The following is a 22750-nucleotide window of genomic DNA, read 5'->3' on the forward strand; positions in this document are numbered from 1 at the left end:
TTCTATTTGATTGCCGCCTTAATAACTACGGGGGTGGCAAGGCGGCGCCACAGCTCGCGCACGACGCCGATGAATGCGGCGCTCCATGCGGCAAGCGCGGCATACAGGAAGATCGGCGGCACGAAGCCGAGGAAATCGAACGCCATCACGCCCGCCATCTGCTGCGTGCTCGCCGCGTACATGCCGAGCGGGAACACCGCGCCCCAGTACAGCGGGTCGTACTTCAGCGGGAAGCGCTTGTAGACGTGCCGCCACAGGCCGAGGATCAGCAGCATCGGGATCCACCACGTGCCCGTCGCCCAGTAAAACACCGTGAACCCCTTGAGGAACGGCAGCAGCGAACGCAGGAAAGGCGCGTCGGGGGCATTCGCGATCAGCAGCGAACCGGCGAGCGTCGAGATCGCCATCGCGCCCATGTTGATCCAGTACGGCGGCGCGAGGTCGCCGGGCGAGAACAGGAAGAACGTGTAGCGATAGAAGATCAGCGACATCATCCAGATATAGAGCATGCCGCCCCACAGCACATCGACAGCGCGAGGAAGTTCAGCTCCAGCCGGTAAGGCTGCTCGAGGTGGTTCGCGAGCAGCGCGCCGAGCACCGCGATCGACTGCGTCGCGACCACCGCCAGCAGCCAGCCGCCGCTGATGCCGCGGTCGAGCGTCGGTTTCTGCTCCTTGACGGTGAACGCCGTGAAGATCGTGTAGGTCAGCCCGATCCACAGCGCGATCGCGACGAACCACAGCGCGAGCCCGACTGCTTCGCTGTCGGCGAGGATCAGGAACTGGCTGCCGAGGATGCCGGACGCGGCCACCGCGGTGAAGAACCCGGGCCCGCGCAGGTGATCGACCATGTCGCCGAAAAAGCGCTGCGGAAAGCGGATCATGCGCAGCACGAACAGCGCCGCGATGATGCCGTAGATGCCGACGTTGAGGACGAACAGCGCGTGCGCGAGGCGCGGCAGCGCGAGCAGATGGGCGCCGAGCGAGATGATCCCGGTCGCCATGACCATGCCGAAGTACGCCGGAGACATGCCTTCGAGATCCTGCAGCAGGCGCGCGCCGGCAAGCGCGCGTGCCGCCGGAGCGGCGGTCATCCCTCGCACCCCGGCGGCGGGCGGGCGTACCAGCGGCCCGGTTCACCTTCGTGCAACGTCACGCTGGACCAGAAATTCCAGCTGAAGCCGATGTCCTGCCGGTCGCCGGTGGACCGTGCATGGGCGAAGAACCAGCCGTCGGCAGTGGCGCGGCCGGCGACGACGTGCCCGGACGGGGAGGCCGTGGCCTGCGTACAGCTCATGCCGGAACCGCCGCGCGCGACAACTTCGACTGCGCGGCTCGCGGCCGCCGTATTGCCGGCGCTGTCGGTGGCGCTGTAGGAGCACGCATAGCGGCCCGGGCGGGCGGTGTCGACGCTGCTGCAATCGGCGCTGAGCGCGAGTTCGCCGTCCTCGGGGTCGGTGGCCGTTGCGCCCGGATCGACGAACGCCTGCCCTTCTTCCAGGCGCAGCGGGTTCTCCCCGATGAGCGTGATGCGCGGGCCGCCCGGTTCGGCAGCGCCCGCGCGTGGGTGGCGCTCGAAGAAATTCCACGCGATGTCCGGAAAGCTCGGGCCGCTCCGCATCGACCACTTGCCGTCCCGCCCCTGTTCGCCGCCGATCCAGTAGTGGCCGTGGTCGGTGTCCGACGGGTTCGGCGTCGCCTGCGGACCGTCGTAGAACACCGTCTCGACGACCGAGCGGCTCGTGGTCGCGCCGTCGATCGTGAAGACGGAATGCCGGCAGCCGTAGTCGTCGTCGCCGAAGACGGGCGTACAGGGCATCTGGTGCGCCATTGCGGTCGCCGGCGTATCGTGCCCGGCCGTGCCGAACACCGTCAGCTGCGCGTCGCGCAGTGTGCGGCCGGCCGGCTGGACGACCGTACAGTCGGCATTGTTCTGTACCACCAGCAGCGGGATCGGGTAAGGGTCATCGATTTCGGCACGCATGTCGGCGACGACGCGACTCACCGCGTGGAACGTCGCGCGCCCCGGGCACTGACCCGACAGCGACACCGATGCCGAATCTTCGCCGTACGGAATGCCGGCCACGCTCGCGGCCGCCGCCCAGTATTCGTTGTGCGCGACCGCCGCGACGACCGTCATCGCCCCCCCCGACGACAGGCCGGTGATGTAGCGGCGCGCGGGGTCGATCGAGAAGTTGTCTTCGACTTCGCGCGCGATGCGATGCAGGTCTTCCGGCTCGCCGCGCCCTTCGTGCTGGTGCGCGTCGAACCAGAACCCCCAGCAGTTCGTGTTGCGCAGGCCGTCATAACTGGTGATGCGCGGCGCGACGAGGATGAAGCCGTAGCGTTCGGCTGCGGCGACGAGCCCCCAGTCGCGCAGCACGTCTTCCTCGGTCTGCTGGCAGCCGTGCAGCGCCATGACCAGCGGCGCCGGACCGCTCAGACCGTCCGGGACATAGACTTTGTACTGCCGGTCGCGCGAGCCGGAATAGTCCTGCGCGCGGAACGTGAAAGACTCGGTCGTGCCGGCCACGGCCGCCGCGCCGCCCCCAGCCAGCAGCACCGCGGCCAGCACATTCCGCCCTACCCGTTTCACGCGCATCGACAACTCTCCCTGGGGCTCGCCGCGGAAGATCCGCGGGCAGTTCGTCATCTCGCGCGTCCCGCCGGGCCGTGCGGCAGACTCCGACGCGCCGACCGCTGCGCTCCCTGCCTGCGCTTTCACTGTAACGCAACGTGCGTATTGACACTGTTTTGCGTCGCTTTTGACACGTCGCGCACTGCGGCGGTCTTTTTCTTTTCGGGCTTTCAACCTCGGTCAAACAGGCGCGCGACAGCGACGTAGCTTTTCCCCTCCCCGACGTACGCGCCCTCCGCCGTGTCCAAATGGACAAAGCAGCCACAATAAACACAATCACGTCCCTACTGGAGGCGATGAGCATGAAAGTCCTGTCGGCATGCGATGCCAAAAACCATTTCGGCGAGTTCCTCGACGCGGCCAGGAGCGAACCGGTCGTCACGTCTTGCACCGCTCGTGAAGATGCGTATATTGACGCATAATGTCATCTTTATTGATGACGGTGTCCACATGAGAACGACTGTCACGATCGATGATGACCTGTACGAAAAGGCCTTGGAAGTAGCCGACCCGGCGATGGACCGGGCCGATCTCTTTCGCGAGGCGATGAAAACTTTCGTTCGGGTACAAGCCGCCAAGCGTCTTGCTGCGCTGGGTGGCACCGTGCCGGAGATGCAGGATGTGCCGCGACGGCGCGGCGAGTCCTCGCAATGAAAGGCGTCCTGGTCGATACATCGGTATGGGTTGACCACTTCCGACAACGCAATGATGTCTTGGTGGACTTGCTCGATCTGGACCTGGCGCTCACGCATCCAATGGTCCTGGTCGAACTCGCGTGCGGAACACCCCCTGCACCGCGGGCTCGAACACTCGGCGACATAGGACTCCTTCAACAGACGCAACAGGCGAGTTTGCGCGAGGTGATGGACTTCATTGAACGCGAAAAACTGTATGGGCTTGGGTGCGGGCTGGTTGACATGGTTTTGTTGGCGTCAACGCTGATCACACCGGGCGCAGAGTTGTGGACGCTGGACAAGCGCCTGGTCACGCTGTCAGAACGGTTCGGCGTGATGCATCGATCGGTCTTGCAGTAGAAGCGGTCTGTGGGAATTCCGAAACACGCGTTACGCCCCCGCGAACGCGGCCGGACGGCCGAAGTGGAAGCCCTGGTAGAAATCAAAGCCGAGCGCGCGGCAGCGGCGAGCGCGTTCGGTGGTGTCGACTTTCTCGGCCAGGAGCCGCGCCGGGTAGAGCCGCAGGCGGCGCACGAGCCGTTCGAGCGCGTCGGGGTCGAGCTGCAGCACGTCGATCTTGACGATGTCGACGAGCGCGAGCGGGAAGAATGGGAAGAATGGGGTCAGACTCGATTTTCGCCTGATCCCCCGTAATATCGAAAAAGATCGCTGCGGCGGTCTTTTTTTATTGGCTCCGGTCCGGGCCGCGACAGCGGAAAATGTCACCGCCTGCCGATGACCCTCTGGCGCAGCAACTCGACGGCGGAGACGACTATCGCGCGGCGTGAGGGGTACTCACGCGGCTCGTTTTTGCTCCGGCAGCGGTAGTTGGAAGCGGCCTTCGACGATTCCTCGCACCGTCAGGTCCTCGTCAAGTTCGTCCCAACGAAGTGCAGCGCCGTCGAGCCGCAGGGCGACTTTTTCCAGTTGTTCGTCCGTTGCGGTCGAGAGCAGCCGGAAGCGCGCGGACGGAAAACCAATCACGCGGCCGTCGGTGAGTTCCAGAAAAACCATCCTGTTTTCGCTCCACGCATTCAGGGCGCGGGGGGCAGTCTCGACGTTCGAAGAATTCATGCCGCTTCTCCAGAAAGAATTGCTCGCGTTAGGGCTACGGCCTGACGCCCGTTTAAGGTGTAGCCCAACCTGATCTACCCGCGACTTGGCGTGTTTCATGTTCCGCTTCCCGGGACGCCTGCACCGTTGCCAGCGGCAGGAAAAGCGTCAATGGCGAGTCGGGCAGAGCGATGAAGCCATGATGGCGGTAGAAGGCCGCGGCCGCTTCGTCCTTCGCATCGACCATCAAAGCGTAGGCGGCAATCTCGGAACAGGCGGCACGGGCGAGCGCATCGGCCAGCAACGCACCGCCCAGACCTTGCCCCTTGAAAGCCTGATCGACGGCCAAGCGGCCCATGCGAACCGCTGGCACGGTCGGAAAGCGCGGCAGCTTCTTGCCGGCGCTGGCCGGAAGATCGGCCAGCAGCAGGCTTGCCGACGCCAGGGTGTAGTAGCCCGCGATGCGCTGCCCGTCCGCCAGCGCCACGAAGCAGGCGGCCACACTGCGGCGAACGTCCTGGGTGACTTGCTCCCCCAAGTAACGATCGAGCGGGCCTGAACCGCAGTTGAACGCGGAGCGGTCATGCTCGGCATCAAGGGGCGCGACGCGGAACGGCGCGCTGCTCATTCAGCACGCAGAAGCTTGCGGCGACGCGCGAAAGCGCGCTCCAGGGCCGGTGCCGGTTGCGGCGGCGACAGCAGCGCCCGTGCAAAGCACTCCTGATCGGCCAGCGACAGGCGGATGACTTCGGCCTGCTCGATAGCGCGCTGCGCGGCTTCCTGCACGGCAGCGATGACAAAATCAGTCATGGTGCGCCCTTGAAGTTCAGCGGCGCGCTTGAGCATCGAATGCAGATCCGTGCTGATCCGGGCTTCGAGACGGGCTGTGGAAATGGCTGCAGGCATGGTGTTGTCCTCCTGAGGCAAGGATACGGCAGACTGCCGTACATTGCCACGCCCTTCTCGTACGATTTTCAGCTGCCCCTGTTTCATGCTTCCCCAGAGCCGCCGCCTCACGCCCCCGCGAACGCGGCCGGGCGGCCGAAGTGGAAGCCTTGGTAGAAATCGAAGCCGAGCGCGCGGCAGCGGCGGGCGCGCTCGGTGGTGTCGACTTTCTCGGCCAAGAGCCGCGCCGGGTAGAGCCGCAGGCGGCGCACGAGCCGTTCGAGCGCGTCGGGGTCGAGCTGCAGCACGTCGATCTTGACGATGTCGACGAGCCCGAGCAGCGGCTCGTAGGCGGGCGTGATCGCGCAGAAGTCGTCGAGCGCGAGGCGGTAGCCGAGGTGCTTGAGTTCGGCGCAGCGGTGCACGATCGTGTCGTCGACTTCGATCGTTTCGAGCAGTTCGAGGACTACGTCCTCTTTCGGCAGACATTCGACGCCGCGGCCGAGCAGGGTTTCGGCGTCGAGGTTGACGAACGCGGCGCAGCCACCCATGACGCTGTGCACGCCGAGCCGGCCGAAGACGCGAGTGATCACTTGCGCGGTCGCGCGCGCCCCATCGCTGACTTTCGCTTCGCCCGAGCCGTCGTCGCGGAACAGCAGCTCATAGGCAATCACATTGCGCTCCTTGTTCAGGATCGGCTGACGCGCGACGAACACTTCGTTCTGGCTACCCATGATTGCCTCCATTGGCGTGGTTCCGGCGGCGTATCCTGCCTCGACCGCCCTGCCCGGTGCTTTTCCGAGCCATGACTGCATTGTTCTCCACTGCGGCTGAACGGCTCATGAAAGCGGCATTCACTGCGCGTTCACGTTGAAAAAATGGCCAGAGCCGGTTTTTCTTCCTTGCACTATGACGAAAAACGACACGCTGCCACCGTCCGGCGAAGCCGCCCTGTCTTCGAATTGCATAGGGCGAATGCCGTTGTCGGCGTCGATTCCGTATTGCACCAGGCATGGAGCAAACAGCGGTCCCGCTCGGAATCAGGTCCCGCTCGCTCGCGCGGAAGCGCGACGGCTGCACGAGGGGCCCGCGTGACGGGCCGGGCGTGGTGACAAAAGGCACACATCGACGTAGCATGTCCAGATGAAACCATTTCGCTGGAGTTCGGTGAAAAACGAGACGCTCAGAACGGAGCGAGGCATTTCGTTCGAGAGCATCGTTGTCGCAGTGGAATCGGGCGGGCTGCTGGACATACTGGCGCACCCGAATCAGGCGAAATACCCAAGGCAGCACATCCTTGTCGTCGCGTGCGACGACTACGCCTATCTGGTACCGTTTGTCGAAGAGGAAGACTACATCTTTCTCAAGGCCGTGATCCCGAGTCGCAAGGCAGCGAGGGACTATTTGAATCAAGGTGAAGCAGATGCCGAAAACTGACGACTACGAACGCGAAATTCTCGACGCCTACGAGAAAGGCCAGCTCAAGTCCGTTGCCACCAAAGCCGAGCTTGCGAAGTTCAAGGCAGCGGCGCGTGCGACCGCAATCAAGGATCGTCGGGTCAATATCCGTTTGTCCTCCGGCGACCTGAGCGACATTCAAGTCAAGGCACTCGAAGAAGGGATACCGTACCAGACGCTCATCGCAAGTGTTCTCCACAAGTATGTGACGGGTCGATTGACCGAGCGCCCTGCACCGCCCGCCGCGAGCCCAGAGGCGAAGCGCCGCGTCCGGTCACGTGACTGACGGGGAACGGACTACCGAGAATCAGACCCCCGATCCGTTCATCCCTTGCCCCCGGGGTCGAGGCTCCTGAATCGGGGATGTCGTAACAGACGCTCACCGCAAGTGTTCTCCAGAAGTACGTTACTGTCGGTTGACCGTAATGGAGATGCGAGATGGAAAAATCCAAGGCGGAAAAACCCGACGCGGAAAAACCCGCGCCCATTCCCGTTTCACTGATATTGAGCGGTGGCCTGGCGCTCGGCGCCTACCAGGCGGGCGTTCTCGAAGCGTTCGACGAGTCGGGGCTGGTCGAAACGGTGGCGGTCGCGGGTTCGTCGATCGGCGCACTGAACGGCGCCCTGTTCGTCGGCAATCCGGCGGACAGGCGGACTGCGCAACTGCGCGCCTTCTGGGCGCGCATCACGTCGAACGTGCTGCCGGGAAAATGGCTCCAGCCGGGCGGTCTCGCCGACCCGCGCCTGTTCCGTCACGCGAGGAACTGGATCAATACGCTCGGCGCGCACGTTGCGGGCGTGCCGAACCTGTTCCGCCTGCGCACTTTCCTCGACGCCGGGCCGAGCGAAGTCCCGAGTTTCTACGATTCCTCGCGAACGCGGGTGACGCTCGCCGAAATGGTCGACTTCGACCGGCTCAACGACGGGCCGGTGCGCTATTGCGCGGTCGCCACCGACGTCGAAACGAGCGCCGCGGTGCCGTTCGACACGGCGCACGGGGCGCGGATCACGATCGATCACCTGCTCGCGAGCTCGTCGCTGCTGCCGTCGTTTCCGCCGGTGCGCATCGGCACGCGCCTGCTCGCCGACGGCGGCCTGTGCGCGAACGCGCCGCTCGAGCCTTTTCTTGCGTCCGACCGCGTCGGCAAGCTGCCTTCGCTGTGCATCCTCATCGACCTGTTCTCGCCCGAAGCGAAGCCGCCGCGCACGCTCGAAGCGGCGATGGAGCGCGGGACGGACATCAAATTTGCGGCGCAGACACGCCTGAGACTCGAAGCGATCGAGCGCGAACGCCGCCTCGAAGCCGCTTTCGAGCCCACTGAAGCCGACGAGCGCGGAACGGATCTGATCCACCTCTGCTACCGGCCGCTCCCGCACGATGCGGGCTCGGAAAAGCAGTACGACTTCTCGAGCGAGACGCTCGCGGACCGCTGGCAGTACGGGCGGGCCGACGGCCGGCTCGCGCTCGAGCGGATCCGCGCGCTGGCGCAGGAAACAGGTCAGGGAGCGGGGCTGCGCGTTCATCGCATCGGCGCGTGGACGACGCCGTAGCGCGGAACGGCGGCGCCGCGCCGCGGCAGGCGGAGCGTGCCGGGCGGCTACCGCGCGGCTTTCGCGATCGACGCGACGGTCTCGTCGATGAGCCGGCGCGCGATGCTGAAACGATGGGGCAGGCGGGGCAGGCGGTCGATGCCGAACCAGTCGGCGGCTTCGATCTCGCCGGGCTGCGGGACGATCTCGCCGCTGACGTAGTCGGCGACGAAGGCGATCATCAGCGAATGCGGAAAAGGCCACGGCTGGCTGTCGAAATAGCGCAGGTTCGTGATCTCGACGCCGACCTCTTCGCGCACTTCGCGCTGCAGCGTCTCTTCGAGCGTCTCGCCCGGCTCGACGAAACCGGCCAGCGCGCTGTACATGCCTTCCGGGAAATGCGGCGAGCGCGCGAGCAGCAGTTCGGGTCCACGCCGCACCAGCCCCATCACCGCCGGCGACAGCCGCGGATAGCCCGCAAGCCCGCAATCGGGGCATACGCGCGCCCGCTCCGCCTGCTTCAGCGCCGTCGCCGACCCGCAGCGCCCGCAATACCGGTGGGTGTCGTCCCACTCGACGATCTGGATCGCGCGACCGGCGATCGTCAGCACCGTTTCGTCGAGCCGCCCGAAAAGCCTGCGCAAGCCCTGCCACTGGGCGCGTTCGGGCAGCTCGGGGGATGCTTCGACGGCAGCCGTGAAGCAGCCCCGCTCGCCGAGTCGGCCAAGATAGTGGCGGCAACGCCCGGCGGCGACGCCCAATTCTTCCAGCTCGCGGCGGCACGGGACGCGCGCCTCGGCTCCGTCACTGATCACGAGCAGGCTGCCCGCGTTGAACACGAACCACAGGTCGCTGTCGCTCGCCTGCACAGGTTCGGTGATTCCCGGCACAAAAGTGTCCATGCTCATCGGTTGATTCCCGCTGTTCGTCGCTCGGCGATAGTCTCCACGCTTTGCGCGGCGGCTGGAAGTGCCGGGCCATCTCCTTCGGCGCGCTGCGTGCAGGCCTGCGCCGCCGTGGCGTGCCACGGGCACGAACCACGCCCCTGCCGTCAGCAAGAGACCGGCCCGCGGGCAGCAGCGTCATCGCGCCAAGGGCTGCGCGTCGGCCCGCGGCAGCAGCATGCCGAACGTCGTGACGCCATCGGCCGATTCGGCGCTCATCGTTCCGCCGTGCGCCTCGACGATCGCGCGCGTGATCGCGAGCCCGAGCCCCGCCCCTTCGCCATGGCGCTGGCGGTCGGCGCTGGCGCGATGGAAGCGCTCGAAGACTCGCGACAGCTGGTCGGGCGAAATCGTGTCGCCGTGGTTTCGCACGCGCAGCGCGACCTGCGGGCCTTCGTCCGCGATCGTGATCTCGATCGTCCCCCCCGGCTGCGCATGGCGGATCGCGTTCGACAGCAGGTTCGACATCGCGCGGCGCAGCATCAGCGCGTCGCCGCGCACGCGCGCCTCGCCGCGCACATCGATTCTCACGCCGCGCTCCTCCGCGAGCGCTTCGTAGAATTCGGCGAGGGCGCGGGCTTCGGCGGCGAGCTCGACGGATTCGTCAGGATGCGGCAGGCGACCGTTCTCCGCTTTCGCGATGAACAGCATGTCGCCGACCATGCGTGCGATGCGCTCGTATTCCTCGAGGTTCGACGCCAGCACGTCGCGGTATTCATCGGCGCTGCGCGGGCGCGACAGGCACACCGCGGTCTGCGTCATCAGGTTCGATACCGGCGTGCGCAGCTCGTGCGCGATGTCGGCGGAGAAGTCGGAAAGACGCTGGAACGCGGACTCGAGACGGTCGAGCATGCCGTTGAGCGCTTCGACGAGCTCATGCACTTCGGCCGGCGCATCGGCATCGTCGAGTCGCTCGCCGAGCCGCGCGGCCGACAAGGCGCCGGCGGTCGCCGTCACCCGCCGCAACGGCGCCAGGCCGTGATGCGCGGCCCACCAGCCGAGCATCGCCGCAACCACCGCCGCGACCGAGATGCCGAGCCACAGCCCGCGCCGGGTCGCGTCGAGGAAATGCGCGTGGTGCGTGATGTCGAGCCCGACCAGCGCGGTGACGCGGCTCGCGTCGCCCGCCACCGACGGCAGCGCGAACGTCCTTTCCCGGCCGACGTAATCGCGCCCGTCCTTTTCCCAGCTCGCGACGCCCGGCGGCAGGCGCTGCCCGGCGAGCTGCGGCGCAGTGAACATGGCTGGATGGACGGCGTAGATGACGCTGCCTGCGGCGTCGCGCAGCAGCACGCCGACCATGTCATGGCCGACGAACGCGTCATCGAGGCGCCGCCCGAGCGTGTCGCGCGCCGCGGGCGTCGCGGACGTGCGCAGGTGGTTCTCGATCAGCGCGAACTTGCCGAGCAGCTCGTGGTTGTCGAGCTCGACGAAATGCGCTTCGACCGCGCGCCCGAGCACGACGCCGACGACGATCAGCAGGCTCGCCGTCATCGCCGCGAACAGCAGCGCGAGCCGCGCGGTCAGCGACAGCGGGCGCTTCACCGCGGCTGCGGCGCTTCGAGCACGTAGCCCATGCCGCGCACCGTGCGGATCAGTTTCGGCTCGAACGGGTCGTCGACTTTCGCGCGCAGCCGCCGCACCGCGACTTCGATGACGTTGGTGTCGCTGTCGAAGTTCATGTCCCACACCTGCGACGCGATCAGCGAGCGCGGCAGCACTTCGCCCTGGCGGCGCAGCAGCAGTTCGAGCAGCGCGAACTCCTTCGACGTCAGGTCGATCTTCACGCCCCGCGCGTCACCCGCCGGCGCAGCAGATCGAGTTCGAGATCGCCCGCGCTGTAGATCTCCGGCTCCTTCGCCTTGCCGCGGCGCAGCAGCGTGCGCACGCGCGCGAGCAGCTCGGAAAACGCGAACGGCTTGACGAGGTAATCGTCGGCGCCGAGCTCGAGCCCGCGCACGCGGTCCTCGACCTGGTCGCGCGCGGTCAGGAACAGCACCGGCAGGTCGCGCCCGCTGCGCCGCACCGTCTGCAGCACGCCCCAGCCATCGAGCGACGGCAACATCACGTCGAGCACCATCAGATCGTAGTCGCCGTCGAGCGCGAGATGCAGGCCGTCGAGCCCGTCACGCGCGAGATCGACGACAAAGCCCGCTTCAGCCAGCCCCTGGCGCAGGTAATCCCCGGTTTTCGGCTCGTCCTCGACGATCAGGATTTTCATTGCTCGTATCCCCCGCGGCTATCCGCGAGCGCATTCTGCCCCGGCACACGCCGATACGAGCGGAGATTACAAAGATGTAATCGGCGCGTCAGCCTCCTGACTGCGCCGTCGCGCCGGAGCGATGAAGCTGGCGTGGCCGGCACACTGCAGCCCCCGTCCGGGTGGGTCTCGTGCCGAGGCGTCCGCCGCGCGCCAACGAGGCGCGAGACCCACCTGGACGGGGGCGGGCAGCAACCGTCGATGCCGCAAAGGGAAAGCTCCGCCGCTACTCGATGATCCCGAGCAGCCGCGCGCGGTCCACCGCGTGGCGGCGGTTCGCGGCGTTGAGCTTGGCGAGGAGGTTCTTCATGTGCCACTTGATCGTCTCGGCGCCGACATCGAGCATTTTCGCGATTTCCTTGTTCGAGCGGCCGAGCGACAGCGCGCCGAGGATTTCCATCTCGCGCGCGGAGAGCTGCGCCGGCCGGCTTTTCGGGTCCGCCGTCTTCTGCCCGCTCGCTTCAGGCACCCAGCCGAAGCGGCAGCGTTCGGCCGCGCGCTCGATGAACGCCGGCGTGATGCCGGCGCCCTTCGCGAGGCCCGAACGGTCGAGCTCCGGCAGGCATTCGAGCGCCGCCGGCCAGTCGTCGGCGATGACGCGCACGAGCCGGAAGGATTCGGCGAGGCTCAGCGCTTCGGCGAAAAGCCGCGCCGACGCATCGTCGCCGGCCCCCTCGCAGCACGCGGCGAGCAGCTTGACGGTGAGCTGGTCGCGCCCGCGCCGCAGCCGGGCGGCGATTCCGCCGGCGTGCTCGAGCGCGAGCGCGGCGCCTTCGTCGTTGAAATCGAGCAGCGCGACGCGCGCGGCGGCGAGCTCGCGAATCAGACGCAGCTCCGCCTCCATCCCCTGATCCGGACGGTGCGCGCCGGCGATGATCTCGTCGATCGCGCCGAGCAACATGCGGCACGACACGAGCCGGTTGCGGATCGCGTGCTGGCGGACCTGCTCGCCCAAGCTCGCGACGACGAGGCGCGGCTGGCCGCGCAGCTCGCCGATCGCGGCGAGGCTGTTCAGCGCGTCGAACGCCTTGCCCTCGCGCCCTTTCTGGTTCTCGTAGCGCGCCAGCGTCAGGTAGGCGAGCATCACCGCGTCCGGCAACGCCGCCTGCTCGATCAGATCGAGGCGGTTCGCGAGCAGCGCGCGCGCTTCGTCTTCGGCGCCGAGCTCCCAGCACGCTGCCGCGAGCCCCGCCGCCTGCATCGCCGCCGGCAGCGAACGCCAGCCGGTGCTCGCTTCGGCGCGCTCGAGCGCGGCGCGGAAAACGCCTGCCGCTTCGCTCGCCTGCCCTTCGATCAGGTAGCTCAGGCCGACCGCGAACGCGCCGTACATCGCGTCGTAGAAGTTGCGCACGCCGCGGCCGCGGCCGTCGGAGATCTGCTGGTAATAGCGCGCGCGGTCCGGGAAGCCGGTATGGATCGCGACGAACGACAGGGTATTGCAGTACAGCGGCCCGAGCTCCGGGTCGTAGCTCTCGATGCAGCCGCGCGCGCGCGTGTAGTCGTCGCAGTGGATCGCGACCGCCGAGCGCACGATGTTCGCCTGCAGCGCGATCTCGGGCGTCACGCCCGGCCGCGCGAGGATCACGTCGGTCAGGCGCTCGGCGTCGTGCGGGCGGTAGCACAGCGCGCACGCCCACGCGGCCGTCAACTGGATGCCTTCGCGCCGCGTGATTTCCTCCGGCGGCAGGCGGTCGAGCCACGCGAGGACTTCGACGATGCGCCCCTGCACCCCGAGGTGGCGCAAGCGCTTCTCGATCCAGTCCATCGCCTCGGTGCGCATGCCGGCGACGAACGCGTGGTCGGCCGCCTGCTCGAGCATGTTGTGCGCGGCGAACCACTCGGCCGCGGTCGCGTGCAGCACGCGCAGCTCGTCGGCCGGCAGCGCTTCGAGCAGGCTGTGCAGGTACTCGATGAACAGCGGATGCATGCGGTAGTTGTCGCCGTCGCCGCCGACCGACGTCACGAGCCCGGTGTTCTGCTCGAGCCGCGACAGGATTTCGCCGCTGTCGGCGACACCGCTCAGCGCCGCGCACAGCTCGGGATGCTGCGTCTTCAGGATCGACGCGCGCACGAGCATCGCGACGGCGTCCGGCTCGAGGCTTTCGAGCACGAACTGCGAGAAATAGCGCGCAAGGTCGCCGGTCGCGCCCGACAGCTCCGCGACCGTGCCGGCGACGTCGCTCTTGCGCGCCATCGCGGCGGTGACGATCTGCAACGCCATCGGCCACCCTTCGGTGCGCTCGTGCAGCCGCGCGCAGGTCTCGATGTCGATGTCTTCGCCGAGGCGCCGGCGCAGGAAACCGATCGTGTCGTCGAGGCGCAGGCGCAGGTCCTCGGTGACGAACTGGGTGTACAGGCCATGCGCGTTCAGCTCCTCGACGGCAAACGGCGGGTCGGTGCGCGAACTCGCGACGACATGGAAATTCGGCGGCGCGTTGCGGATCAGGTAATAGACGAACTCAACCGCGTGCGCGTCGGCGAGCTGATGCAGGTCATCGATGAGAACGTAGGTCGGGCGCGCGAGTTCGTGGATCTGCACGAGGACTTCGCTCGCGATCCACAGGTCGGCGCCCGACTGGCCGAGCTGGTCGAACGAGCGCGCCGGCACGTCGAGCCCGACCGCGACGCGGATCGACGCGACCAGCGCCGGGATGAACGTCGCGCTGTCGTCGCTCGCGTCGACCGTCAGCCACGCGACCGCGGCGCCGGTCGCGAGCAGCTCGCGGCGCCACTGCACGAGCAACGAGGTCTTGCCGAAGCCTGCCAGCGACGTGACGACGACCAGCGGCTGCTCGGCGGTCTCGCGCAGGCGCTCGAGCAGGCGCGCCGGCGCGAGCGCCTGCTTCGCCGAATGCGGCGGCATCGTCTTGAGGGCAAAACGATACGGGATTGCCTCGGTGGTCCTGTTCCTCATGCAGCGTCCGTGCGTCGATGATGCGGGAACGCCACGATACCAGCGCTTTCATCCGCGCCGAAGCTTCACGCATCGGCAGGCGGCTTCGCTCCCGGCACCGCTGCCGGCCCTTCCTTGCCGGCATTTTTCGCCCAGAACGCCTGCAGCGCCCGGTCGAACTCGGCAATCTGTTCGGCGGGAACCTGGCTGCCGCATTCGTAGCACGTGCCGTGCATGCGATCGAACCAGCGGCAGCCGCACTGCTCGCACGCGAGTTCGGGGGCGCCGGACGGGTTGTGGAAGATCATCGGCACGCTCCGAGGAAAGCCAGGCCGAGCGTGTCGAGGAACTCCTCGTAGCCCGCGTCCTGCAGTTCGAACTTCGTGCGCAGCACGAAGAACATGATGTTGCCCTGGCGAATCAGGCGCTTGACCGACGACAGCGTGTCGCCGTCGAGCGAGGCGTGCATCACCGCGAGCGCGACGTCGTCGGCGACGAACAGCAGGTCAACCCGCGCGTCCTGGAAGCCCGGATAAGGCTGGACGCTCGCGACCATGCCGCTGCCGTCGGCCATCCAGCGCATCATCTCGACGTCGCTGCCGCTGTCGACGAGCCCGGCGACGTGCTTGCCCGGCTGGATGCCGGAACCCGTGCGCGGCACGAAGCCGACCGCGGAGCCCGGGACCATCTCGGTGAAAAGTTCGCAATGCCGGTCGAGCATCGCCTGCCACACCGCCGGTTCGGCAAACACGCGCGACGCGGTCGCAGGCGGTGCCTCCAGTTCAATCTGCATCTGAACCTCCATGCCTCATCGGAAGAATTCCCTTCATCGCCCGTTCCCCTCGCCCGCACGGCCGTCGCGGCAGTAGCGCGTAAGGCCGGCGCGGATCTGCGGCGGGATCGGGACCGGTTTCATCGTTTCCAGGCAGCACATCACGAGCGTCTGCCGGGCTTTCAGCCGAATCTCGTCGCCGACGCGCCCCTGCACATCGAGGTCGATCGCGCTGTTGCCGATCTTCGTCACCGTCAGCCCGAGCACCAGCCGGTCGCCGAGACGGCTCGGGCGGGAAAACGTGCAGTCCATCTTCGCCGTCGGGGTTCCCATCTTGCGCACCGTCACGAGCTCCGCGGAATCGACGCCGAGCCCGTCGGTGAACCAGTCCTCGACGAGGCCGTTGAGGAGGACGAAATACTGCGGATAGAACACGATCCCGGCCGGGTCGCAGTGCGCGAAGCGGATCAGCTCCTCGCGCTCGAACATCGCCGACACGGCGCACGGTTCGAGCGGCGGCTGCGCGTGCCCTTTCGGTGCGTTCCCCTTCGATGCCTCGACCGGCTTCGCCGCCGGCACGAACGGCAGCAAGCCGAGCAGCGTCTTCCACATCGACGTCATCGTTGCCAGTTTGGCGCCGGCGTCGGCCGAGCGCTGCCCGCGTCGCGCGCGGCCTGCCGCCCCTTCGGGCACGGCTCCCGTGGCCATCACGTTGCCCAAAGCTGTCATGATCTTCCCCCTTGCACGCGCCGCCGGAACGACCGGGGCTGCTGAACATGGAGTGAATATAACGATGCGCCGTGCCCGCCACCCCCCCCACCCGGGAGGGGTGAAGGCAGGCGGGGCCTGTCCGGGCAGGTCAATGTCCTCCACCCGCCCGTGCGTCTCATCGCCTTCAACGACGCGGCGGTTTCAATTCCACAGCATTTTCGCGAACGCTTCGGGCAGCACCGGCTCGCTGAACAGATAGCCCTGCCACGCCTCGCACCCTTCCTGCGCGAGGAAGTCCCGCTGCGCCGGCGTCTCGACCCCTTCGGCGGTGCAGCCGAGCCTGAGGCTCGACGCCAGGCCGAGGATCGCGCGCGTCACCGCCTCCGCGTCGGCGTTGCCGGGCAGATCGCTGATGAACGACTTGTCGATCTTCAGGTGCTGGAGCGGAAACTGCCGCAAGTGACTGAGCGACGAATAGCCGGTGCCGAAATCGTCGAGCGACAGACGCACGCCGAGGTGGGCCAGCCTCGACAGCGTCTCTTGCGCCTTTTCCGGATCGCCCATCACCATGCTCTCGGTGATTTCCAGCTCCAGCATCGCCGGCGCGAGACCGGTCTCGTCGATCAGCGCGGCGATGCGGTCCGCCAGTTTCTTCTGGTTGAACTGACGCGGCGACAGGTTGACGCTGATGAAGCCGGGTTTGCCGTAGCGCGCTTGCCACCGGGCCATCTGCCGGCACGCGGTCTTCAGCACCCATTCGCCGATCGGCTCGATCATGCCCGTCTCTTCCGCGAGGCCGATGAAGCGGTTCGGCAGGATCAGCCCGTGCTCCGGACTTTGCCAGCGCACCAGCGCTTCGGCGCCGATCACCGTCCCGCTCTGCATGCAGATGCGCGGCTGGTAGTTGAGCACCAGTTCGTCGCGCTCGACCGCGCCGCGCAGGCTGTTGGTCAGGAAAAGCCGCTCCTTGGCCTGCTGGCTCATGCCGCCGGAGAAGTAGCTGTAGGCGTTCTTACCCTGGCCTTTCGCGATGTACATCGCCTGGTCGGCGTGGCGTCGCAGCACGTCGGCGGACTTGCCGTCGAGCGGATAGCAGGCGATGCCGATGCTCGCCGACAGGCGCAGCCGCTGGCCGGCGAGATTGAACGGTTCGGCGAGCAGCTCGACGATGTTCTGCGCCATCCAGCCTGCCTCGTCGACGTCGCGCAGCTCGTCGAGCAGCACCATGAATTCGTCGCCCCCGAGCCGCGCGACGGTGTCGGACTTGCGCAGGCAGCAGGTCAGGCGCTGCGCCACCCCCTGCAGCACCTGGTCGCCGACTTCGTGGCCGAGCGCATCGTTGATCGGCTTGAAGTGATCGAGGTCGATGCACAGCACCGCCAGGCGCGAATTGTGCCGTTGCGCCCGCAGCACCATATCCTGCAGCCGTTCCTGCAAAAGGACGCGATTGGGCAGGCCGGTGAGGCTGTCGTGATGCGCGAGGTGGTGCAGCCGCTCCTCGACGGCCCGATTCAACGAAATGTCGGAGAAGACGGCGACGTAGTGGCCGCCGCCGTCGGCGACCCGGCTCAGGCTGACCCACGCGAGATACACTTCGCCACTCCGGCGGCGGCCCGAGATCTCGCCCTGCCACGCGCCGCTGTTGCGCAGCGCCGCGCGTTGCGCCTCGAGTTGCTCGGGCGCGAGCGCGTCCGCGTACAGCATGTCGTACTTTCGTCCGATCACTTCCTCGGCCGCATAGCCGGTGATCGCCGTAAACGCCCGATTGACGGAGAGGATCCGCCCGCCCTGCGAAATCGTGACTCCTTCGCCTGCGCTTTCCAGCGCGCGCGCCGCGAGGCGCAGTTTTTCCTCGGTGCGCCTGCGCCCGGTGATGTCGAGGTGGACGCCTCTGAGCTTGCGCCGCCCGCCGCTTTCCTCGGCCAGCGACAGGCGGCACATCATCCAGCGATCGCTGCCGTTCTTGTGGCGCAAGCGGAATTCCAATTCTCGGGCGGGTGACGGTGCCGCGATGTACCGCTCCATCGCGGCGAGGACCGTCTGCCGATCCTCGGGATGCAGGAGATGGATGAAGTCCGAAAAACCGCCGTTCAGCTCGTCCTCGGCATAGCCGATATGTTGCTTACATTGGACCGACACGTGCATCCGGTCGGTCTCGAGATCCCGCTCCCAGAAACCGAGCTGCGCGATTTCGGCCGACGCCTGCAACTGCGCCCGGGTTTGCTGCAACTGACGTTCGGCGCTGCGTTTCTCCGTCACATCCATCAGCGTCACGGCACAGCCGAGCGGCCGGCCTTTTCCGTCGTTGACCCGATTGGCACTGACCAGCACGTCCACCGCGTCCCCGTAGGCGTTTCTCAACCCCGCTTCGAGGCCCCGCACGGTTTCCCCGGCGCGAATCGCGTGCAAGGAAAAGCTCGCATCCCGCCCGTTCGGCGCGAGCGGAAACGCCTTGGCGAACGGCAGGTACAACGGGTTGCGACCGGCGAGGCGATAAGCCTGCGTGTTGGCCCGGACGATCCGGCCGGTCGCGTCGCACATGACCGTCGCTTCGGCGGCCTGTTCGAGGATCGACGCGGCCAGCCGCTGCGACGCGAGGAAAGCTTCGGTGTGCTTCTGCTCGGTAAGGTCGGTGAGCACGACGCACAGCAGCGGGATGCCGTCGATGCAGGCTTTGCTGACCGACGTATACACCGGGATCGTGTCGTCCCGCGCGGTGGCGAGCCTGATCTCGTCCTTCGATTTTTCGGCGGCCCCTTTCTCGAGCAGCGCCTCCATCACCATCCGGTCGCGCACATCGACGTACGCGTGTATCGGCGAGCCGACGATGCGTGCCGTCGGCAGGCCGATGATTTCGCCGAAGCTGCGGTTGCAATAGAGAATCGTGCCGTCGAGCGCGACGGTCGCCGCCCCCTCGTTCATCTCCTCGACGAGCACCCGATAGCTGTGCTCGGCACCCGACAGGATAAAGATGCTGTCCCCCACCTCCTCGTTGACGACCAGGGCATCGACGCTCCTGCTGCGGATCGCCTCGAGGGTCTCTTCGAGCTCGGCCAGGCGGCCCTCGAGCGCGGCAATCACGGCGGCGGGATCGGGTGCTTTTGAAGTCGTCACTTAAGTAGCGGGGGCGTTTGCCTGGTACAAGAGCTTAGTGTAGTTTCGCGTCCGGAAACAGTTTTCGTTTTCGGTGGCGCGCAGCTCCATACGACGTAGTATCCGTAAAAGATGCAAGAAAAAAACGACATTCAGCAGGAAATCACAACCAGCATGCCCAATTATCCCGATAGCGATCCCGCCCCGCTGGAAAAAGCCCCGACCGGAATCGACGGCTTCGACGACATCACCGAAGGGGGCTTGCCCCGCGGCCGGCCGACCCTCGTCTGTGGATCGGCGGGCTGCGGCAAGACGCTGTTCGGAATGGAGTTCCTCGCGCGCGGTGCGGCGGAGTTCGACGAACCGGGAGTATTCGTCGCGTTCGAAGAAACCCCGGAAGAACTGACCCGCAACGCCGCTTCGCTCGGCTTCGATCTCGCGGCGCTGAGCGCCCAGGGCAAGCTCGCGCTCGAGCATATCTACCTCGAGCGCAGCGAGATCGAGGAAACCGGCGAGTACGATCTCGAGGCGCTGTTCATCCGGCTCGGTTACGCCGTCGACCAGATCGGCGCCAAGCGCATCGTCCTCGACACCCTCGAAGCGCTGTTCGCCGCGCTGCCGAACGAGTTCATCCTGCGCGCCGAACTGCGGCGCCTGTTTCGCTGGTTGAAGCAAAAAGGCCTCACCGCGGTCATTACCGGTGAGCGCGGCGCCGGCACGCTGACGCGCCACGGGCTCGAGGAATATGTCTCCGACTGCGTGATCCTGCTCGACGTGCGGATGGCCGAGCAGGTCGCCACGCGGCGCCTGCGCATCGTCAAGTACCGCGGCTCGCGCCACGGCTCCAACGAATATCCGTTCCTGATCGATCGCGGCTTCACGGTGTTGCCGATCACCTCGGTCGGCCTCGAGCACGAAGCGTCGGAGGAACGCATCTCCACCGGCATCGCCCAGCTCGACACGATGCTCGAGGGCAAAGGCCTCTACCGCGGCAGCAGCGTGCTGTTGTCGGGCACGGCAGGCTCGGGAAAATCGAGCATCGCGGTGCATTTCGCGCAGGCCTCGTGCGCGCGCGGCGAGCGTTGCCTGTACTTCGCGTTCGAGGAGTCGCAACAGCAGATCCTGCGCAACATGCGCTCGATCGGAGTCGACCTCGACCGGTGTGTCACGGGTGGCCTGCTGTCCTTTCACAATGCGCGCCCGACGCAGCTCGGGCTCGAGATGCATCTCGCGCTGATGTACAAGACCATCCGGACGTTCCGGCCGCGCATGGTGATCGTCGACCCGATCTCGAACTTCATGTCGCTCGGCACCCAGATCGAAGTCAGAGCGATGTTCACGCGCCTGGTCGATTATCTGAAGACGGAAGGGATCACCGCAGTCTTCACGAGCCTGACGAGCGGCAGCGCGGCCGAAACGCCGGAGCACACCGAGACCGAAATCTCTTCGATCATCGATGCCTGGCTGCTGCTGCGGGACATCGAGACCGACGGCGAGCGCAACCGCGCGATGTATATCCTCAAGTCCCGCGGCATGTCCCATTCGAACCAGATCAGGGAATTCGTGCTGTCCGAGCGCGGTATCGAACTGATCGAGGTGTACACCGGGCCCGAAGGCGTGCTCACCGGCTCGGCCCGCGTCGCGCGTGAAGCGCAGAGCCGCGAAGCGCAACTCGACCGTGCCGCGCAACTGGAGCTCACGCGCGCCCAACTGGAGCACAGGCGACACGCGATCGAAGCGCAGGTGGCGGCCCTGCATGCGGAACTGGCCGCAGAAGCGGCCGCTTTCGACACCGCGCTGAAGACCGAACAGGGGCGGAACGCGCGCTTTTCCGAGGACCGTGACCGGATGGCGACACAGCGCAAGAAAGGGTCTTCGGCCGCGACCCCGAAACGGAAGGGCAAATGATGGCCGGCACCGCTGACGAGGGGTTCTACGAACTGCGGCTGTATGTGGCCGGGCAGACGCCGAAATCGGTCGCCGCATTCGCGAACCTGAAAAGAATCTGCGAGGAACATCTCGAAGGACGCTACCAGATCGAAATCATCGATCTGCTCGAGCGTCCCCAGCTCGCCAAGGGCGACGAGATCATCGCGATCCCGACGCTCGTGCGGCGCCTGCCCGAGCCGATCAAGAAGATCATCGGCGATCTGTCGAACACCGAAAAAGTGCTGGTCGGATTGCAGTTGAAGCCTCACCATTGAGGCCCTCTACTGCGCCGCACGGGTTGCCCATGCCAGAGCAGTACATCCTGAAGCTCTACGTCACCGGCACGACGCCGAATTCGCTGCGTTCGATCGCGAACATCAAGGCGATCTGCGAAGCGCATCTGGAAGGCCGCTATCAGCTCGAAGTCCACGATCTTTATCAGGAGCCCGAGCTGATCCGCCGGCATCACTTGATCGCCGCGCCGACGCTGGTCAAGGAGCATCCGCTCCCGTACCGGAAGCTGATCGGCGACCTGTCCGACACGGAACGGGTCCTCGCCGGCCTCGGCCTCTAGCGGCCGGCACTCGACCGACTCCGGTTCGATCTTTCCCGACGCCCCGCTGGCAGCGACGAAACGGGGGCCGCCCGCCGCCTTTTGCCGGCGCCCCTGTCCGTCCCCTCCCGCCCGCTTACATCTTGCAGCCGCGGGCCGGGTCCGCGAGCGCTTTTTCGGCGACGCCGACGAGCTTGTTGTCGCGCCCTTCGACTTTGCGCAGATAGATGTCCTGCACCGGGTTGTGCGCGTTCGATATCGTGAAGGGGCCACGCGGGCTGTCGATCTTTGCCGCTTCCATCGCCTTGATCATCGCCGCCTGGTCGAGCTTGCCGCCCTTGACCGCGTCGAGCCCGGAACGCAGCATCTGCGCCGCGTCGTAGCCCTGCACCGCATACACGTCGGGCTGCGTCTTGTAGCTCGTCGCGTAGCCGGTGCGAAAGCTCGCGTCCTTCGCGTGGGAGAGCCCGTCGGCGTAATGCAGCGTCGTCAGCAGGCTCTCGCCGGAGCCGCCCATCGCGTCGAGCGTGCCATCGGTGAGGAAGCCCGAACCGTACAGCGGAATGCTCTTCTTCAGCCCGGCCGCGTCGTAGTCCTTGACGAACTTCGCCGCGCCACCACCGGCAAAGAACACGAACACCGCATCGGGCTTGAGATTCGCGATCTCGGTCAGGAAAGGCTGGAACTCGACGTTCGGGAACGGCAGGTAGAGTTCCTTCGCAACTTTGCCGCCGGCTTTCTCGAACGCTTCCTTGAAACCGGCGACGGCCTGCTCGCCGGCCGCGTATTTCCACGTCAGCGTCACCGTGTTCTTGTGGCCGCGCTCGGCCGCGACCTTGCCCATCGCATAGGCCGGCTGCCAGTTCGTGAACGACGAGCGGAAGATGTTCGGTGCGCACAGCGGGCCGGTCAGCTCGTCGGCGCCGGCGTTCGGGATGATCAGCAGGGTATTGGTGTCGCGCGCGACTTTCGCCATCGCCAGCGCGACGCCCGAATGCACCGTGCCGACGAGCACATCGACCTGGTCGCGCTTGATCAGCTTGCTCGCGTTCTCAGTCGCTTTCGACGGATCCGACTCGTCATCGACGACGAAGTACTCGACCTCACGCCCGCCGAGCGTGCCGCCCTGCTCGGCGACGTGCTGCTTGAAGCCGTTCGTGATCGCGTTGCCGAGCGCCGCATACGTGCCGGTGTACGGCAGCATCAGGCCCACTTTGACTTTCTCGGCGGCCTGTGCGGCGCCGAGCGGAACCGCGACGCCGATCGCCAACGCCAGCACCGCACGACACGCCTTGTTGTGTTGTTCCTTGCGCATCTTCATCTCCTCCCGTCGTTCTCTATGATTGGCGGCAATTGCG

General features: G+C 66.5%; 24 protein-coding genes and 1 pseudogene. 8 read left to right on the forward strand and 17 right to left on the reverse strand.

All coding sequences use genetic code 11. The annotated features are described in order from the left end of the window. Nucleotides 1-2: 2 nt before the first annotated feature. From PA01_18645 to PA01_06195, 3 genes are read right to left on the reverse strand one after another with little or no spacing between them, the layout of a single operon-like run. Nucleotides 3-509, reverse strand: coding sequence for a tellurite resistance/C4-dicarboxylate transporter family protein (locus PA01_18645; protein ID KAI5913053.1), 507 nt, complete (start codon nucleotides 507-509; stop codon nucleotides 3-5). Beyond that, nucleotides 491-1093 (reverse strand): tellurite resistance/C4-dicarboxylate transporter family protein, encoded by a 603-nt coding sequence (locus PA01_18650; GenBank protein KAI5913054.1) that lies wholly within the window; start codon nucleotides 1091-1093, stop codon nucleotides 491-493. Before PA01_18650 ends, PA01_18645 begins: the two co-directional genes overlap by 19 nt. Then, on the reverse strand, nucleotides 1090-2601 hold the full coding sequence (locus PA01_06195) for a PHB depolymerase family esterase (GenBank protein KON82344.2): 1512 nt from the start codon (nucleotides 2599-2601) through the stop codon (nucleotides 1090-1092). The genes PA01_18650 and PA01_06195 overlap by 4 nt, the downstream gene beginning before the upstream one ends. A 438-nt stretch (nucleotides 2602-3039) precedes the next feature. Between PA01_06195 and PA01_06200 the strand changes: the two genes are divergently transcribed. Next, on the forward strand, nucleotides 3040-3291 hold the full coding sequence (locus tag PA01_06200) for a type II toxin-antitoxin system VapB family antitoxin (GenBank protein KON82345.2): 252 nt from the start codon (nucleotides 3040-3042) through the stop codon (nucleotides 3289-3291). Then, the gene (locus PA01_06205; protein KON81253.1) at nucleotides 3288-3671 is read left to right on the forward strand and encodes a type II toxin-antitoxin system VapC family toxin; all 384 of its coding nucleotides are present in this window, start codon (nucleotides 3288-3290) and stop codon (nucleotides 3669-3671) included. Before PA01_06200 ends, PA01_06205 begins: the two co-directional genes overlap by 4 nt. Nucleotides 3672-3701: 30 nt before the next feature. Here PA01_06205 and PA01_06210 read toward each other — a convergent pair whose 3' ends face one another. From PA01_06210 to PA01_06230, 5 genes are all read right to left on the reverse strand, one after another. Beyond that, nucleotides 3702-3881 carry an EAL domain-containing protein gene (locus PA01_06210; GenBank protein KON81254.1) on the reverse strand — a complete coding sequence of 60 codons (180 nt, stop codon included), beginning with the start codon at nucleotides 3879-3881 and terminating at the stop codon, nucleotides 3702-3704. Nucleotides 3882-4106: 225 nt separating this feature from the next. After that, entirely contained in the window at nucleotides 4107-4385 is a 279-nt protein-coding gene (locus tag PA01_06215; GenBank protein KON82346.2) for a DUF2442 domain-containing protein, read from the reverse strand. A 52-nt stretch (nucleotides 4386-4437) separates the two neighbouring features. Next, nucleotides 4438-4992, reverse strand: a complete 555-nt coding sequence (locus PA01_06220; protein ID KON81255.1) for a GNAT family N-acetyltransferase — start codon at nucleotides 4990-4992, stop codon at nucleotides 4438-4440. Then, entirely contained in the window at nucleotides 4989-5270 is a 282-nt protein-coding gene (locus PA01_06225; protein ID KON81256.1) for a DUF1778 domain-containing protein, read from the reverse strand. Before PA01_06225 ends, PA01_06220 begins: the two co-directional genes overlap by 4 nt. A gap of 107 nt (nucleotides 5271-5377) precedes the next feature. Continuing rightward, nucleotides 5378-5983, reverse strand: a complete 606-nt coding sequence (locus PA01_06230; protein KON82347.1) for an EAL domain-containing protein — start codon at nucleotides 5981-5983, stop codon at nucleotides 5378-5380. Between the two features lie 433 nt (nucleotides 5984-6416). Here PA01_06230 and PA01_06235 point away from each other — a divergent pair, with 433 nt between their 5' ends. The 3 genes from PA01_06235 to PA01_06245 all read left to right on the forward strand — a co-directional run bounded on the left by PA01_06235 (nucleotide 6417) and on the right by PA01_06245 (nucleotide 8258). Then, nucleotides 6417-6686, forward strand: a complete 270-nt coding sequence (locus tag PA01_06235; protein ID KON81257.2) for a toxin — start codon at nucleotides 6417-6419, stop codon at nucleotides 6684-6686. Then, nucleotides 6673-6993 (forward strand): hypothetical protein, encoded by a 321-nt coding sequence (locus PA01_06240; GenBank protein ID KON81258.1) that lies wholly within the window; start codon nucleotides 6673-6675, stop codon nucleotides 6991-6993. Before PA01_06235 ends, PA01_06240 begins: the two co-directional genes overlap by 14 nt. 152 nt (nucleotides 6994-7145) lie before the next feature. Then, a complete protein-coding gene (locus PA01_06245; protein KAI5913055.1) occupies nucleotides 7146-8258 on the forward strand; it encodes a patatin-like phospholipase family protein in 1113 nt (370 codons plus the stop codon). 47 nt (nucleotides 8259-8305) lie between these two features. Here PA01_06245 and nudC read toward each other — a convergent pair whose 3' ends face one another. From nudC to PA01_06285, 8 genes and pseudogenes are all read right to left on the reverse strand, one after another. Continuing rightward, the gene (gene nudC / locus PA01_06250; protein KON81259.1) at nucleotides 8306-9145 is read right to left on the reverse strand and encodes an NAD(+) diphosphatase; all 840 of its coding nucleotides are present in this window, start codon (nucleotides 9143-9145) and stop codon (nucleotides 8306-8308) included. A gap of 174 nt (nucleotides 9146-9319) precedes the next feature. Then, on the reverse strand, nucleotides 9320-10726 hold the full coding sequence (locus PA01_06255) for a heavy metal sensor histidine kinase (protein ID KON81260.1): 1407 nt from the start codon (nucleotides 10724-10726) through the stop codon (nucleotides 9320-9322). Next, a pseudogene (locus tag PA01_06260) lies at nucleotides 10723-11402 on the reverse strand (heavy metal response regulator transcription factor). The gene PA01_06255 and the pseudogene PA01_06260 overlap by 4 nt, the downstream one beginning before the upstream one ends. Before the next feature lie 265 nt (nucleotides 11403-11667). Further along, entirely contained in the window at nucleotides 11668-14355 is a 2688-nt protein-coding gene (locus tag PA01_06265) for a LuxR C-terminal-related transcriptional regulator (protein KON81261.1), read from the reverse strand. Between the two features lie 65 nt (nucleotides 14356-14420). Beyond that, entirely contained in the window at nucleotides 14421-14642 is a 222-nt protein-coding gene (locus PA01_06270; protein KON81262.1) for a cysteine protease, read from the reverse strand. Beyond that, entirely contained in the window at nucleotides 14639-15127 is a 489-nt protein-coding gene (locus PA01_06275; protein ID KON81263.1) for a hypothetical protein, read from the reverse strand. The genes PA01_06270 and PA01_06275 overlap by 4 nt, the downstream gene beginning before the upstream one ends. A 33-nt stretch (nucleotides 15128-15160) precedes the next feature. After that, nucleotides 15161-15835, reverse strand: a complete 675-nt coding sequence (locus PA01_06280) for an acyl-CoA thioesterase (GenBank protein ID KON82348.2) — start codon at nucleotides 15833-15835, stop codon at nucleotides 15161-15163. A gap of 183 nt (nucleotides 15836-16018) precedes the next feature. Beyond that, nucleotides 16019-18931: an EAL domain-containing protein gene (locus PA01_06285; protein KAI5913056.1), complete on the reverse strand. Its 2913-nt coding sequence runs from the start codon at nucleotides 18929-18931 to the stop codon at nucleotides 16019-16021. 153 nt (nucleotides 18932-19084) lie between these two features. Between PA01_06285 and kaiC the strand changes: the two genes are divergently transcribed. From kaiC to PA01_06300, 3 genes are read left to right on the forward strand one after another with little or no spacing between them, the layout of a single operon-like run. Next, nucleotides 19085-20818 (forward strand): circadian clock protein KaiC, encoded by a 1734-nt coding sequence (gene kaiC, locus PA01_06290; GenBank protein KON81264.1) that lies wholly within the window; start codon nucleotides 19085-19087, stop codon nucleotides 20816-20818. After that, nucleotides 20815-21114 carry a circadian clock KaiB family protein gene (locus PA01_06295; protein ID KON81265.1) on the forward strand — a complete coding sequence of 100 codons (300 nt, stop codon included), beginning with the start codon at nucleotides 20815-20817 and terminating at the stop codon, nucleotides 21112-21114. The genes kaiC and PA01_06295 overlap by 4 nt, the downstream gene beginning before the upstream one ends. A 29-nt stretch (nucleotides 21115-21143) precedes the next feature. Next, complete coding sequence (locus PA01_06300) at nucleotides 21144-21413, forward strand: circadian clock KaiB family protein (GenBank protein ID KON81266.1); 270 nt, start codon at nucleotides 21144-21146, stop codon at nucleotides 21411-21413. 115 nt (nucleotides 21414-21528) lie between these two features. Here the strand turns inward: PA01_06300 and PA01_06305 are convergent, their stop codons facing one another. Beyond that, a complete protein-coding gene (locus PA01_06305) occupies nucleotides 21529-22707 on the reverse strand; it encodes an ABC transporter substrate-binding protein (protein KON81267.2) in 1179 nt (392 codons plus the stop codon). Nucleotides 22708-22750: the final 43 nt, after the last annotated feature.

The sequence above is a fragment of the Azoarcus sp. PA01 genome (genome assembly GCA_001274695.2).
GTDB lineage: Bacteria > Pseudomonadota > Gammaproteobacteria > Burkholderiales > Rhodocyclaceae > Aromatoleum.

Coding starts and splice junctions, on each gene's coding strand:
- PA01_18645 (KAI5913053.1), bottom strand. CDS start 509: ATGCTCTATATCTGGATGATGTCGCTGATCTTCTATCGCTACACGTTC.
- PA01_18650 (KAI5913054.1), bottom strand. CDS start 1,093: ATGACCGCCGCTCCGGCGGCACGCGCGCTTGCCGGCGCGCGCCTGCTG.
- PA01_06195 (KON82344.2), bottom strand. CDS start 2,601: ATGCGCGTGAAACGGGTAGGGCGGAATGTGCTGGCCGCGGTGCTGCTG.
- PA01_06200 (KON82345.2), top strand. CDS start 3,040: ATGCGTATATTGACGCATAATGTCATCTTTATTGATGACGGTGTCCAC.
- PA01_06205 (KON81253.1), top strand. CDS start 3,288: ATGAAAGGCGTCCTGGTCGATACATCGGTATGGGTTGACCACTTCCGA.
- PA01_06215 (KON82346.2), bottom strand. CDS start 4,385: ATGAATTCTTCGAACGTCGAGACTGCCCCCCGCGCCCTGAATGCGTGG.
- PA01_06220 (KON81255.1), bottom strand. CDS start 4,992: ATGAGCAGCGCGCCGTTCCGCGTCGCGCCCCTTGATGCCGAGCATGAC.
- PA01_06225 (KON81256.1), bottom strand. CDS start 5,270: ATGCCTGCAGCCATTTCCACAGCCCGTCTCGAAGCCCGGATCAGCACG.
- PA01_06230 (KON82347.1), bottom strand. CDS start 5,983: ATGGGTAGCCAGAACGAAGTGTTCGTCGCGCGTCAGCCGATCCTGAAC.
- PA01_06240 (KON81258.1), top strand. CDS start 6,673: ATGCCGAAAACTGACGACTACGAACGCGAAATTCTCGACGCCTACGAG.
- PA01_06245 (KAI5913055.1), top strand. CDS start 7,146: ATGGAAAAATCCAAGGCGGAAAAACCCGACGCGGAAAAACCCGCGCCC.
- nudC (KON81259.1), bottom strand. CDS start 9,145: ATGAGCATGGACACTTTTGTGCCGGGAATCACCGAACCTGTGCAGGCG.
- PA01_06265 (KON81261.1), bottom strand. CDS start 14,355: ATGAGGAACAGGACCACCGAGGCAATCCCGTATCGTTTTGCCCTCAAG.
- PA01_06270 (KON81262.1), bottom strand. CDS start 14,642: ATGATCTTCCACAACCCGTCCGGCGCCCCCGAACTCGCGTGCGAGCAG.
- PA01_06275 (KON81263.1), bottom strand. CDS start 15,127: ATGCAGATTGAACTGGAGGCACCGCCTGCGACCGCGTCGCGCGTGTTT.
- PA01_06280 (KON82348.2), bottom strand. CDS start 15,835: ATGACAGCTTTGGGCAACGTGATGGCCACGGGAGCCGTGCCCGAAGGG.
- kaiC (KON81264.1), top strand. CDS start 19,085: ATGCCCAATTATCCCGATAGCGATCCCGCCCCGCTGGAAAAAGCCCCG.
- PA01_06295 (KON81265.1), top strand. CDS start 20,815: ATGATGGCCGGCACCGCTGACGAGGGGTTCTACGAACTGCGGCTGTAT.
- PA01_06300 (KON81266.1), top strand. CDS start 21,144: ATGCCAGAGCAGTACATCCTGAAGCTCTACGTCACCGGCACGACGCCG.
- PA01_06305 (KON81267.2), bottom strand. CDS start 22,707: ATGCGCAAGGAACAACACAACAAGGCGTGTCGTGCGGTGCTGGCGTTG.